11 protein-coding genes are annotated in these 12,461 nt (G+C 72.2%); 8 read left to right on the top strand and 3 right to left on the bottom strand.

Annotated elements, in window-relative coordinates:
* Entirely contained in the window at nt 1-606 is a 606-nt protein-coding gene (locus FB471_RS27960) for a TetR/AcrR family transcriptional regulator (RefSeq protein ID WP_142001284.1), read from the bottom strand.
* Complete coding sequence (locus FB471_RS27955) at nt 603-1,112, bottom strand: Lrp/AsnC family transcriptional regulator (RefSeq protein WP_142001283.1); 510 nt, start codon at nt 1,110-1,112, stop codon at nt 603-605. The genes FB471_RS27960 and FB471_RS27955 overlap by 4 nt, the downstream gene beginning before the upstream one ends.
* An 86-nt stretch (nt 1,113-1,198) precedes the next feature.
* Here FB471_RS27955 and FB471_RS27950 point away from each other — a divergent pair, with 86 nt between their 5' ends.
* Genes FB471_RS27950 through FB471_RS27940 form a run of 3 tightly spaced genes read left to right on the top strand, consistent with a single transcriptional unit; the run spans nt 1,199 to nt 6,768 of the window.
* Entirely contained in the window at nt 1,199-2,347 is a 1,149-nt protein-coding gene (locus FB471_RS27950; protein ID WP_246076761.1) for a trans-sulfuration enzyme family protein, read from the top strand.
* A gap of 33 nt (nt 2,348-2,380) precedes the next feature.
* Nucleotides 2,381-3,097 carry a sulfite exporter TauE/SafE family protein gene (locus FB471_RS27945; protein ID WP_142001281.1) on the top strand — a complete coding sequence of 239 codons (717 nt, stop codon included), beginning with the start codon at nt 2,381-2,383 and terminating at the stop codon, nt 3,095-3,097.
* Between the two features lie 29 nt (nt 3,098-3,126).
* A complete protein-coding gene (locus FB471_RS27940) occupies nt 3,127-6,768 on the top strand; it encodes a hydantoinase B/oxoprolinase family protein (RefSeq protein WP_211358162.1) in 3,642 nt (1,213 codons plus the stop codon).
* On the opposite strand, the gene FB471_RS27935 is transcribed toward FB471_RS27940, so the two are convergent.
* Nucleotides 6,750-7,445: a GntR family transcriptional regulator gene (locus FB471_RS27935; RefSeq protein ID WP_142001279.1), complete on the bottom strand. Its 696-nt coding sequence runs from the start codon at nt 7,443-7,445 to the stop codon at nt 6,750-6,752. The genes FB471_RS27940 and FB471_RS27935 overlap by 19 nt on opposite strands.
* 173 nt (nt 7,446-7,618) lie before the next feature.
* On the opposite strand from FB471_RS27935, the gene FB471_RS27930 reads away from it, so the two are divergent.
* Genes FB471_RS27930 through FB471_RS27910 form a run of 5 tightly spaced genes read left to right on the top strand, consistent with a single transcriptional unit; the run spans nt 7,619 to nt 12,418 of the window.
* The gene (locus tag FB471_RS27930) at nt 7,619-8,839 is read left to right on the top strand and encodes an NRAMP family divalent metal transporter (protein WP_142001278.1); all 1,221 of its coding nucleotides are present in this window, start codon (nt 7,619-7,621) and stop codon (nt 8,837-8,839) included.
* Nucleotides 8,840-8,852: 13 nt separating this feature from the next.
* Nucleotides 8,853-9,623, top strand: a complete 771-nt coding sequence (locus FB471_RS27925) for a LamB/YcsF family protein (RefSeq protein ID WP_142001277.1) — start codon at nt 8,853-8,855, stop codon at nt 9,621-9,623.
* Nucleotides 9,623-10,237, top strand: a complete 615-nt coding sequence (locus tag FB471_RS27920; RefSeq protein ID WP_142001276.1) for a 5-oxoprolinase subunit B family protein — start codon at nt 9,623-9,625, stop codon at nt 10,235-10,237. Before FB471_RS27925 ends, FB471_RS27920 begins: the two co-directional genes overlap by 1 nt.
* The gene (locus tag FB471_RS27915) at nt 10,234-11,112 is read left to right on the top strand and encodes a 5-oxoprolinase subunit C family protein (RefSeq protein ID WP_142001275.1); all 879 of its coding nucleotides are present in this window, start codon (nt 10,234-10,236) and stop codon (nt 11,110-11,112) included. The genes FB471_RS27920 and FB471_RS27915 overlap by 4 nt, the downstream gene beginning before the upstream one ends.
* Nucleotides 11,113-11,125: 13 nt before the next feature.
* Nucleotides 11,126-12,418, top strand: coding sequence for a pyroglutamyl-peptidase I (locus FB471_RS27910; protein ID WP_142001274.1), 1,293 nt, complete (start codon nt 11,126-11,128; stop codon nt 12,416-12,418).
* Nucleotides 12,419-12,461: the final 43 nt, after the last annotated feature.

Below are 12,461 nucleotides of genomic sequence, written 5' to 3'. Positions count from 1 at the left end.
TCAGTTCCGCTCCTTCCGCCCGTCCGCGACGAGCTCGTCCAGTGTGGCCAGTGCGTCCTCGACCGGCAGCGCGGAATCGAGCATCCGGTGCAGCATCAGCCCGTCGAGCAAGGCGGCCAGCAGGGTGGCCGCGCCGGTACGCCGCGCCGCGGGCCATTCGGGGTGCCTGCGCCGCAGCCAGCCGGCGAGCTCGGTCCGCGCCTGCCGCAGTTGCTCGCGCAGTACCTCGCCGAGCTCGGGTGCACGCCGCGCGCCGGCCACCAGTTCGGTTGCGAGCATGGTGATCCGGTCGTCCTCGGTGGTCGCGGGCAACATCCGGTGCACCGCACGCAACGCGGCCCGCTCGTCGGGCGCCCCGAGGAGTTCGGCGATCACCGGGTTGATGACCAGCTCACCCGCCCGGCGCGCGATCGCGGCATGCAGCGCGAGCAGCCCGCCGAAGTGGTAGTGGATCAATCCCAGGTTCGCCCCGGCCCGTTCGGCTACGCCCCGGCTGGTGACGGCGGGCCAGCCGCCCTCGGCCAGCAGCGCCACCCCGGCCTCGACCAGCTGCTCCCGCCGCCGGGCACCCCGGCCCAGGTTTGGTCGATCGACTAAGTCACTCACTCGACCAACTTAGCATCCGGTCCGTTCCCCGGATCGGCGGCGGGACGAACCGGGCCGCCGTTCCACTGCTGAAAGATCAACGTGGTCTCCACGTGGGCCACCACGTCCTGCGAAGTCAGCTCGTCCAGCACGAACCGTTGCAGGTCGCGCACCCCGGTGGTGGCGACGTGCAGGAGGTAGTCGTCCGGGCCCGCGACGTGGTAGAGCGCGCGGGTCTCCGGCCGCGCGCGAACGTGCTCCACGAACGGGCCGACGACCGGCCTGCGATGCGGGCGGACGCGGATCGCGAGGAACGCCTCCAGGACGCGCCCGACGGCGCCGGGGTCGATCCGGGCGGTGTAGCCGAGGAGCACCCCGGCCCGGCGCAGCCGCGCCACCCGCTCCAGGCAGGTGGACGGCGCGATCCCGGCGCCTTTGGCCAGCTCCCGGTTGGTGATCCGTGCGTCGTTCTGTAGCTCCCGGAGGATCACGAAGTCGGTCGAATCCATGTGCACTGTTTCCGTCATCCGCCGAATCATATGCGGCGTTCACCCCATCTGGCCGGACTAACTGCATGCTGGATGGCGTGAACAGCAAGCCTGACTTCGACACCATGGCAGTGCACGCCGGTCGGGAGGACCTGGTCGAGCTGGGGCTGCACGCTCCCCCACTGGACCTCTCGACCACCTACCCGGCGCGGGACAGCCGCGCCGAGGCCGCGCGGCTGGAGGAGTTCGCCGAGGGAGCGCGGCCTCCGGGGCAGCCGGTCTACGCCCGCCTGGACAACCCCACCGTCGGCCGCTTCGAGCGGGCGCTGGCCGAGTTGGAGGGGGCCGAGCAGGCGGTGGCCTTCGCCAGCGGAATGGCCGCCCTTTCGGCCTGCCTGCTGGCCACGGTCGCCGCGGGCCGCCCGCATGTGGTCGCCGTCCGCCCGCTGTACGGCACCAGCGATCACCTGCTCGCCTCCGGGCTGCTGGGCACGCGGGTGAGCTGGGCGACCCCGGAGACCCTCGCCGCCGAGCTGCGCCCGGACACCGGCCTGGTGCTGGTGGAGACCCCGGCCAACCCGACCCTGCGCGAGCACGACCTGCGGGACCTGGCCATCGCCTGCGGCGAGGTCCCGCTGCTGGTGGACAACACCTTCGCCACCCCGGTGCTGCAGCGGCCGATCGAATGCGGGGCGGACATCGTGCTGCACAGCGCGACCAAGTTCCTCGGCGGCCACGGTGACGTACTCGGCGGGGTCGTCGCCTGCCGGGAGGGGTTCGCCCGCTCACTGCGCCAGATGCGCTTCGTGACCGGGGCCACGCTCCACCCGCTCGCCGGTTACCTGCTGCTGCGCGGGTTGTCCACGCTTCCGGTCCGGGTGGAGGCCGCCTCGGCGACCGCGCACGAGCTGGCCACCCGCCTTGCCGAGCACCCCGCCGTACTCCGGGTGCACTACCCGGGCCTCGACCCGCTGCGCCCGCGGGGTCAGTTACGCGGCGGCGGGCCGCTGCTGGCCTTCGAGGTGGCGGGCGACCCGCATGCGGTGATCGGCGCGGTCCGCCTGATCACCCCGGCGGTGAGCCTCGGTAGCGTGGACAGCCTGATCCAGCACCCCGCCTCGCTGAGCCACCACATCGTCGGGGAGGACGACCGGCGTAACGCCGGGATCAGCGAGGGACTGTTGCGGCTTTCCATCGGGCTGGAGCACGTCGAGGACCTCTGGGCCGACCTGTCGGCCGCCCTGGAAGCGGGCGCGGCGCGGCGCGCGGGATGATCCCGGTGCGGGGGTGACCACGAGGGGGGATCCGTGCCGACCACATTGCTCGTCGCGGGCGCGGTGCTGCTCGGCGCACTGGTGCAAGGCGCCATCGGCTACGGGATGAACCTGCTGGCCGCCCCGCTGCTCGCCCTGCTCGATCCGGCGCTGGTCCCGGTCCCGCTGCTGCTCGTCGTCACCGTGCACTCGACGCTGGCGATGGTCCGGGAACACACCGACACCGACTGGCGCGGCGTCGGCTGGGCGATGCTGGGCCGGATCCCCGGCGTGGGACTGGGCGTGCTCGCGGTGGCCATGCTGCCGCAGCGGCTGTTCGCCGTGGTGGTCGGGGCCGCCGTGCTGGTCTGCCTCGGGCTGTCGGTCACCACCTGGCGGCCACGGCCCGCGCCCACCCCGCTGGTGCTCGCCGGAACCGCCAGCGGCGCGATGGGGACCGCCGCCTCCATCGGCGGTCCCCCGATCGCACTGCTCTACCAGCACGAGCCCGGCCCACGGATCAGGTCCACGCTGGCGGCCTGCTTCGCGATCGGCTCGGTGCTGTCGGCGGCCGGGTTGGCCGCCGGCGGGCAGATCGAGTCCCGGCACCTGCTGCTGGCCGCAGGGTTGCTGCCGTTCCTGGTGCTCGGCTTCCTGCTGTCCGGCCCGGTCCGCGGGCTCCTGGACGGCGGGCGGATCCGGGGCGCGGTGCTGGTGGTGGCCGCGGCCAGCTCGGTCGCGCTGATCGTGCGCGGCGCCGTGGCCATGTGATACTCCCGGGCAGGGCGAAGGGAGTGCGCGTGGGCTGGCAGTTCTGGGTCGATCGTGGTGGGACGTTCACCGACATCGTGGCACGACGACCCGATGGCGGCCTGGTGACGCACAAGCTCCTCTCCGCGGACCCCGACCGGTACGCCGACGCCGCGGTGGCCGGGATTCGCGCGCTGCTCGGCGTCGAGGAAGGCGCTCCGGTTCCCGCCGGCCTGATCGAGGCGGTGCGGATGGGCACCACGGTGGCCACCAACGCCCTGCTGGAACGCACGGGCGAGCGCACCGTGCTGGTGATCACTCGCGGCTTCGGGGACGCGCTGCGGATCGGCTACCAGAACCGCCCGCGGATCTTCGACCGGCACATCCGGCTGCCCGAGGCCTTGTACGAGCGGGTGATCGAGGCCGACGAGCGGATCACCGCCGCGGGCGAGGTGTTGCGCACCCCGGATCTGGACCGGCTCGACACCGAGTTGCGGCAGGCGTACGCGGACGGTTTCCGCGCGGTCGCCGTGGTGTGCCTGCACAGCCACCTGCACCCGGAGCACGAACGCCGGATCGGCGAGCTGGCCGAACGCGTCGGCTTCCCGCAGGTGTCCCGCTCCGCCGAGGCCAGCCCGCTGATGAAAGTGGTGCCCCGCGGGGACACCGCCGTGGTGGACGCCTACCTCTCCCCCGTGCTGGGCCGGTACGTGCGCCAGGTGGCCGAGCAACTGGAGGACGTCGAGGGGCCGGGCACGGCCGGCACCGGCGCCCGGCTGATGTTCATGCAGTCCAACGGCGGGCTCACCGAGGCCGGGCATTTCCGGGGCAAGGACGCCATCCTGTCCGGGCCGGCCGGCGGGATCGTCGGCATGGCGCGGATGTCCGAGCTGGCCGGGTTCGAGCGGGTGATCGGCTTCGACATGGGCGGCACCTCCACCGATGTCTCGCACTACGCGGGCGAGTACGAACGGGTATTCGACGCGCAGATCGGCGGGGTACGGCTGCGGGCACCGATGCTGGACATCCACACCGTGGCCGCGGGTGGCGGGTCGATCCTGCACTTCGACGGCAGCCGGTACCGGGTGGGCCCCGACTCGGCGGGTGCCGACCCCGGTCCCGCCTGCTACCGGCGCGGCGGGCCGCTGACCGTCACCGACGCGAACGTGCTGCTGGGGCGGGTGCAGCCCGCGCATTTCCCACGGGTGTTCGGCGAGCACGGGGACCAGCCGCTGGACGCGGAGTCGGTGCGCACGCGGTTCGCCGAGCTCGCCGCGGACATCCGGGAGCGGACCGGGGACGACCGCTCCCCCGAGCAGGTGGCCGAGGGTTACCTGCGCATCGCGGTGGCGAACATGGCCAACGCGGTCAAGCGGATCTCGGTGCAGAAGGGCCATGACGTCACCGGCTACGTGCTGACCACCTTCGGCGGGGCGGGCGGTCAGCACGCCTGCGCTGTGGCCGACTCGCTCGGTGTCGACACCGTGCTGGTGCCACCGCTTGCCGGCGTGCTGTCCGCACTGGGCATCGGGCTGGCCGACACCACGGCGATGCGCGAGCAGTCCGTGGAGATCGAGCTGCGGCCCGCCGCGCTGGGCCGGATCGAGGCCGAGGCGGACGCGCTGGAGGAGGCGGCGCGGGCGGAACTGCTCGAGGAGGGGGTACCTGCCGAGCGGATCGCGGTGCTCCGGCGGGCCCAGTTACGCTACGACGGCACCGACACCACCGTGGCCGTGGACCTGGCCGAACATGCCGGGATGGTGGCCGAGTTCGAGGACGCCCACCGGTCCACCTACTCCTTCCTGCTGGATCGGCCGCTGGTGGTGGAGGCGGTCACCGTGGAGGCGGTGGGGCGTACCGAGCAGCCGGAGCTCGGAAAGCTCGGCAATGAGTCCGATGTGGATACATTGGACGTCGAGCCCGCGGACACCGTGCCGCTGTATGCCGCCGGCCGGTGGCACCGGGCCCCGTTGCACCGCAGGGAGCGGCTGCGGCCGGGCACGACCGTGACCGGACCGGCGATCCTCACCGAGGCCAACGCCACCACCGTGGTGGAACCGGGCTGGCAGGCGCGGGCGACCGAGCCCGGCCACCTGCTGATCGAGCGGGTGCGGGAACCGCTGGACGCGTTGCCCGCGACCACCGCGGTGGACCCGGTGCTGCTGGAGATCTTCAACAACCTGTTCATGTCCATCGCCGAGCAGATGGGTTCGCGACTGGAGGCCACCGCGCAGTCGGTGAACATCAAGGAGCGGCTCGACTTCTCCTGCGCGCTGTTCGACCCGGACGGCAACCTGATCGCCAACGCCCCGCACATGCCGGTGCATCTCGGCTCGATGGGAACCAGTGTCAAGGAGGTGCTGCGCAGGCGGGCGGGCACCATGCGGCGCGGCGAGGTCTACGCCGTCAACGACCCCTACCACGGCGGCACCCACCTGCCCGACATCACCGTGATCACCCCGGTGTTCGACACGGCAGGCGAGTCGATCCTGTTCTACGTGGCCTCGCGCGGGCACCACGCCGACATCGGCGGCCTCACCCCGGGTTCGATGCCGGCGCACAGCCGGGACGTGCATCAGGAGGGTGTGCTGCTCGACAACTGGCTGCTGGTTTCCGGAGGCGAGCTGCGCGAGGAGGAGACGATCCGGCTGCTGGCCGAGGCGCCCTACCCCTCCCGCAATCCGGACACCAACATCGCCGACCTGCGGGCGCAGATCGCGGCGAATCAGAAGGGCGTCGACGAGGTGTCGAAGATGATCGACCACTTCGGACTCGACGTCGTGCAGGCATACATGCGGCACGTGCAGGACAACGCGGCCGAGGCCGTACGGCGCGTCATCGACACCCTCGCCGACGGCACGTACTCCTACGAGATGGACTCCGGCGCCGTGATCTCGGTACGGATCGAGGTGGACCGGACCGACCGCTCGGCGACCCTGGACTTCACCGGTACCTCCGCGCAACTGCCGACCAACTTCAACGCCCCGTCCTCGGTGGCCACGGCAGCCGTGCTGTACGTGTTCCGCACCCTGGTCGCCGACGATATCCCGCTGAACGACGGCTGCCTGCGCCCGCTGCGCCTGGTCATCCCGGAAGGGTCGATGCTCGCGCCCACCTACCCCGCCGCGGTGGTGGCCGGGAACGTGGAGACCTCGCAGGCGATCACCGGAGCGCTCTACGCCGCGCTCGGGGTGCAGGCGGAGGGCTCGGGCACGATGAACAACCTCACCTTCGGCAACGACCGGTACCAGTACTACGAGACCATCGGCTCGGGCTCCGGTGCGGGTGCGGACTTCGACGGCGCGAGCGCAGTCCAGACGCATATGACGAACTCCCGACTCACCGACCCGGAGGTGCTGGAGTGGCGCTTTCCCGTGCTGCTGGAGGAGTTCGCCATCCGGCGCGGCAGCGGCGGCACCGGACGCCGACGTGGCGGTGACGGTGCGGTGCGGCGGCTGCGGTTCACCGAACCGGTGACCGCCTCCACCCTGTCCGGTCACCGGAGGGTGGCGCCCTACGGCCTGGCCGGCGGATCCCCGGGGGCACTGGGCGTGAACCGGGTGGAACGCGCCGACGGCACCGTCGAGGCCATGTCCGGCTGCGACTCCGTCGACCTCGGCCCCGGCGACGCCCTGATCATCGAAACCCCCGGCGGCGGCGCCTTCGGGGCCGCTCAGGTGGCCTGGCGGTAGGCCTCGACCAGTTGGGCTTCGGCGGTGTCGAAGTACTGCTCCAGCTTGCGCTCGGCCGCGGTCGGTTCACCGGCGGCGAGCAGGTCGGCGATATCGCGGTTCAGCCCGAGATAGGGCTCGTGCAGCTCACGGGGTCTGGACACCACGTGGAAGGCCAGCCGGAGCTCGGCGGCGAGCTGGTTCATCATGCTGTCCACCCGCGGGCTGCCCGCCAGCGCCGCGAGTGCCTGGTGGAAGCGCATATTCGCGGTGCCGACCTCCACCCACCGCCGTTCCTCGGCCGCCCGCTCCCCCGCGGTCACCGCCTCGCCCACCGCGGCGACGAGCTCCGGCGACACCGTGGCGGCCCCGCGGACGGCACTGGTCTCCAGCATCCGCCGTACCCGGTACAGGTCGACCACGTCGGCGATGGACAGCAGCCGGACGAACACCCCGCGGTGGAACTCGTGTACCAGCAACCGCTCGTGCACCAGCAGGCGGAAGGCCTCGCGCAGGGTGTTGCGGGAGACGCCGAGCGCCCTGCCGATGCTCTCCTCGGAGAGCTGGGTTCCGGGCGGGAGCGCGCCCTCGATGATGTGCTGGCGCAGGACGTCCGCCACCCGTTCGGCGGTACTGGTGCGGTCGAGCTGCGAACGGTTGCCCGCGAGCAGGTCCACCCACGGGTCGGTGGCGGTCATCGGGCTCCTCATCCTCGGCCGTAACGCTGCCAACAGGGTCCCAGTCTAGCGATCGCCCCTTCCAACGAGGGTATTGCAATATTGTTCAACAATCCTTACCGTGGTCGAACTGCTCGAACCCACCCTCACCCGCATGGGACTCCCTGCCGGCTTCGCGTAGGACGGAGATCGTCATGGCAACCGAGAGCGGCACGGCAACCGGATCGGACAAGGTCAAACGCGGCGCGCTGCTCGGCGCCGTGTTCCTGATGGCCACCAGCGCCATCGGACCCGGCTTCATCACGCAGACCACCGAGTTCACCGTGCAACTCGGCGCGGCCTTCGCCTTCGCGATCCTGATCTCGATCCTGGTGGACATCGCGGTGCAGCTGAACGTGTGGCGGGTCATCGGGGTCTCCGGCCTGCGCGCGCAGGACCTCGGCAACCGGGTACTGCCGGGCCTCGGCTACGTGATCGCGGCGCTGGTGGTGTTCGGCGGGCTGGTGTTCAACGTCGGCAACATCGCGGGCACCTCGCTCGGGCTGGACGCGCTGTTCGGGCTGGAGGTCAAGATCGGCGGCGGGATCTCCGCGCTGGTCGCGATCGGGATCTTCCTCAGCAGGCGCGCGGGGGTCGCCATGGACCGGGTCGTGGTCGCCCTCGGTGTGCTGATGATCGGCATGACGGTCTACGCCACGATCGTCTCCGGCCCACCGGTGGGCGAGGCGTTGCGCCAGTCCGTGCTGCCGGAGGACATCGACTTCCTCGCGATCACCACACTGATCGGCGGCACGGTCGGCGGGTACATCACCTACGCCGGGGCGCACCGGCTGGTGGACGCCGGGATCACCGGCCCGGAGCGGGTGGCGAGGGTCAGCCGTGGCTCGGTCGGCGCCCTGCTGCTGACCGGGGTCATGCGGTGGGTGCTGTTCCTGGCCATCCTCGGCGTGATCGCAGGCGGGTACGTACTCGGGGAGGCCAACCCGACCGCCGACGCCTTCCAGCATGCCGGGGGCGAGGTGGGGCTGCGGCTGTTCGGGATCATCCTCTGGGCGGCCGGAATCACCTCGGTCATCGGCGCCTCGTACACCTCGGTGTCCTTCCTGGTCACCTTCACGCCCGCGTTCCAGCGCCGCCGCAACTGGCTGGTGGTGGGCTTCGTGCTGGTGTCCGGGGTGCTGTTCCTGATCCTGAACCAGGCGCCGACCACGCTGCTGGTACTGGCCGGCGCGCTGAACGGCCTGATCCTGCCTGTCGGCTTCGGGGTGCTGCTCTGGGTCGCGCTGCGCCGCGGTGACCTGCTCGGCGGTTACCGCTACCCGCGCTGGCTGCTCGCCATCGGCGTCGCGGCCTGGTTGCTCACCGTGTACCTCGGCGCGAACTCGCTCGGCGGCATCGCGGACCTCTGGAACTAGGAACGACCACGACATGACCACAGTGGACCTCAACGTCGACCTCGCGGAGAGTTTCGGGCGCTGGACGCTCGGGGACGACGCCGCCCTGCTGCGGATCGTCAGCAGCGCCAATGTGGCCTGCGGCTTCCACGCCGGTGACCCCGGAGTGATCCGGCAGGCCTGCGTCGAGGCGGCCAAGCAGGGGGTGGCCGTCGGCGCGCAGGTCGGTTACCGCGACCTGGCCGGGTTCGGCAGGCGATTCATCGACATGCCCGCCGGGGAGCTGACCGACGAGGTGATCTACCAGATCGGGGCGCTGGCGGGATTCGCGCGGATCGCGGGCACCGAGGTCCGCTATGTGAAGCCACACGGCGCCCTGTACAACGCGATCGTGCGGCACCGGGAGCAGGCGGGTGCCGTGGTGGAGGCGGTCCGGCAGTACGACCCGCGGCTCGCCGTGCTCGGCCTGCCCGACTCGGTCTGGCTGCGCCTCGCCGAGGACGCCGGGCTGCGCGGGTTCCGGGAGGCCTTCGCCGACCGCGCCTACACCCCGGAGGGCACGCTGGTCTCCCGGCGCGAGCCGGGAGCGGTGCTCACCGACCCCGAGCTGATCGCCCGCCGGTGCGTCCGGATCGCGTCCGGCGAGCCGATCGCGGCGATCGACGGCAGCCCGATCACCGTGCGGGCCGACTCCATCTGCGTGCACGGGGACAGTCCGGGGGCACCGGCCATCGCCGCGGCCGTGCGGGAGGCGCTGCTCGCCGCGGGCGTCCGGTTGGGCGCGTTCGCGGGCAGCGACCGGTGATGCGGATCCTCCGGTGCGCCGATTCCGGGCTGCTGGTCGAGCTGAACGACCTCGACGCGGTGCGGGCGCTGTATGCCGCGCTGTCCGCGGCCGTCCCGCCCGGGGTGACCGACCTCGTCCCGGCCGCCAGGACCCTGTTGCTGCGGGTCGATCCGGGCCGGGCCGAGCTTGCCGAGGTCGAGCGGGCCGTGCGCGCCGCCCCGCGCACGGCGGGCGACCGTCGCGACGAGGGACTGTTGCGGGTCCCTGTGGTGTACGACGGGCACGACCTCGCCGAGGTGGCCAGGGTCACCGGGTTGACCGAGAGCCAGGTGGTGGCGGAGCACACCGGTACGGAGTGGACGGTCGCGTTCGGTGGCTTCGCACCGGGTTTCGGCTACCTCGCGGGTGGTTCGGCGCGGTTGGAGGTGCCGAGGCGGGCCGAGTCACGTACCAGGGTGCCCGCCGGCGCGGTCGCGCTGGCCGGGACGTTCAGCGGTGTCTATCCGCGGGAGTCCCCCGGTGGGTGGCAGCTGATCGGACGCACCGAGCTGGAGATGTGGCGTACCGACCGCGACCCGCCCGCGCTGCTGCGTCCGGGCGTGCGGGTGCGGTTCGAGGAGGTCGGCCGGTGAAGGCGCTGGAGGTGCTCGAGACCGGACCGCTGGCCACCGTGCAGGACCTCGGCAGGCCCGGACTCGCGCATATCGGCGTCGGCACCTCCGGAGCGGCCGACCGGGGATCGCTGCGCCTGGCGAACCGGCTGGTCGGCAACGAGGAGGGCGCGGCGGCCATCGAGATCACCGTGGGCGGCCTCGCCGCCCGGGTGAGCGGCCCGCTCACCGTCGCGGTGACCGGTGCGCCGTGCCCGGTCACCGTGGGCGGCAGGCGGCAGGCGGTGAACACCGTCCTGCGCGTTCCCGCCGGGGCGGTGCTCCGGCTGGGCACCGCGGATCGCGGCCTGCGCGCCTACCTCGCGGTGCGGGGCGGGATCGCGGCCGACGAGGTGCTGGGGTCCCGAGCCACCGACCTGCTCGCCGGGTCCGGGCCCCCGGTGCTGCGGCCGGGGATGGAGTTGCCGGTCGGCCCGCCTCCGGCCGGGTTCCCCACCGTCGAGCAGGCTCCGGTTCCCCATCCGGCAGCCGGCACGCTGGCTCTCACCGTGGTTCCCGGGCCACGCGCGGACTGGTTCCTGCCGTGCGCGCTGGACACCCTGTTGCGGGAGTCCTACGTGGTCGCTACGGAGAGCAACCGGGTGGGCATCCGGCTGGACGGGCCGGAACTGCCCCGTTCCCGGCACGAGGAGCTACCGAGCGAGGGCCTGGTCGCGGGTGCGATCCAGGTACCGCCGTCCGGCCGGCCGACCCTGTTCCTCGCCGACCATCCCGTCACCGGCGGCTACCCGGTCATCGCCGTGGTGGTTCATTCCGATGTGGACAAGGCGGCACAGGCTCGTCCGGGTATGTCCCTGCGGTTCCGAGCGGCCGGTGGGACACGTGGAAAAAAGTAGGAGGCACACGGAAATGTCATCGTTGTCCCGCCGGGCTTCGGTGGTCGCGTTCGGGCTTGCCGCCGTGTTCGTGGCGAGCGCCCAGACCGCACTGGCCGACCCCGGCATCGATCGCTCATGTTTCGACGCGGCGGCACCGCTGACCGTCGAGGAGCAACGTTCGGCCCTCCCGGTGCCCCGGGAGATCCTGCGCCGCAGCGGGTTCGACCGGTTCGAGACCCACCTCGCCAGGTTGCTGTGCGCCGCCCCGGACCGGGTGGTCGCCAGGATCGCGGTCTCCTCCCAGGCGAAGCGCCTCTGGCGCGCGGCGGTGCACCGGGCGCGGGGCACGGCCGGTCCGGGCGGGCTACCCGCCTCCGACGACCGGCCGCTGTACTGGGCCAGGCTGCGGTTGAGCGGCCTGCTGCGGCAGTGGACGCCCCGGTTCGGCCTGGACGAGGCGGAGCGGGCGCGGCTGATCGACACGCTGGAGACCTCCTCCCGGGGCCGGGACGCGGTGCGCTACCCCACCGGGGTCCGGCGGATCCTGGTCAGCGGGTTCGACCCGTTCCGGCTGGACGGGGACATTCGTCGCAGCAATCCCTCCGGCGCGGCGGCACTCGCCTTGGACGGCACGACCGTTCGGACGAGGTCGGGACCCGCGCGCATCGAGGCCGTCCTGTTCCCGGTGCTGTGGCGGCCGTTCGAGGAGGGCACGGTGGAGCGCACCCTGCTGCTGCACCTGCCCGAGGTGGACCTGTTCGCCACCCTCAGCCAGGGGCGGCAGGGCCGGTTCGACATCGAGCGGTTCAACGGGCGCTGGCACGAGGGCACGGACAACAACAACGAGCTGCGCCCCGGCTCCACGGTGCCGATCCCGGCGGACGTTCCGACCGTCGAACCCGCGCCCGAGTTCGTCCCGACCACCCTGCCGTACGAGGACATCGTGCGGGCGGACACCGGCCGCTTCCCGGTCTACGACAACACCGGCGTGCTGGAGATCCCGCCCGGCGGCACGGAGCCGGTGTTCCGGCCGGACGGCCCGACGCCGGGGTCGACCGCGCGGGCGGGCGGCGGGGGAAGTTACCTCTCCAACGAGATCGCCTACCGGGCGACCCTGCTGCGCGACGCGCTGGGGCTGGACGTCCCCGGCGGGCACGTACACACGCCGATCCTCGAGTTCGGGCCCGGCAACACCGGTGAGCTGACCGACCCGGTGTTCGAGCGGAACCAGCGGGACATCACCGCGCAGCTCCGCTCGATCGTCACCACCGCCGCGGGCACGCTCGGCCGCACTCCCGACCAACGAAGGTTGCGGTCGGGGTAGGGCGGACGTTACCTGTGGTCCACATTCCGATCACGGGTCCGGC

It is taken from the genome of Amycolatopsis cihanbeyliensis (genome assembly GCF_006715045.1).
Lineage (GTDB): Bacteria > Actinomycetota > Actinomycetes > Mycobacteriales > Pseudonocardiaceae > Amycolatopsis > Amycolatopsis cihanbeyliensis.
The sequence above is the reverse complement of the archived record's forward strand: the minus strand, read 5'-3'. Positions and strand labels throughout refer to the sequence as shown.

Bases quoted from the DNA above. Each gene is read 5' to 3' on its own strand.
- FB471_RS27950 (WP_246076761.1), top strand. From the start codon at position 1,199: ATGGCAGTGCACGCCGGTCGGGAGGACCTGGTCGAGCTGGGGCTGCAC.
- FB471_RS27930 (WP_142001278.1), top strand. From the start codon at position 7,619: ATGGCAACCGAGAGCGGCACGGCAACCGGATCGGACAAGGTCAAACGC.
- FB471_RS27955 (WP_142001283.1), bottom strand. From the start codon at position 1,112: ATGACGGAAACAGTGCACATGGATTCGACCGACTTCGTGATCCTCCGG.
- FB471_RS27910 (WP_142001274.1), top strand. From the start codon at position 11,126: ATGTCATCGTTGTCCCGCCGGGCTTCGGTGGTCGCGTTCGGGCTTGCC.
- FB471_RS27920 (WP_142001276.1), top strand. From the start codon at position 9,623: ATGCGGATCCTCCGGTGCGCCGATTCCGGGCTGCTGGTCGAGCTGAAC.
- FB471_RS27925 (WP_142001277.1), top strand. From the start codon at position 8,853: ATGACCACAGTGGACCTCAACGTCGACCTCGCGGAGAGTTTCGGGCGC.
- FB471_RS27935 (WP_142001279.1), bottom strand. From the start codon at position 7,445: ATGACCGCCACCGACCCGTGGGTGGACCTGCTCGCGGGCAACCGTTCG.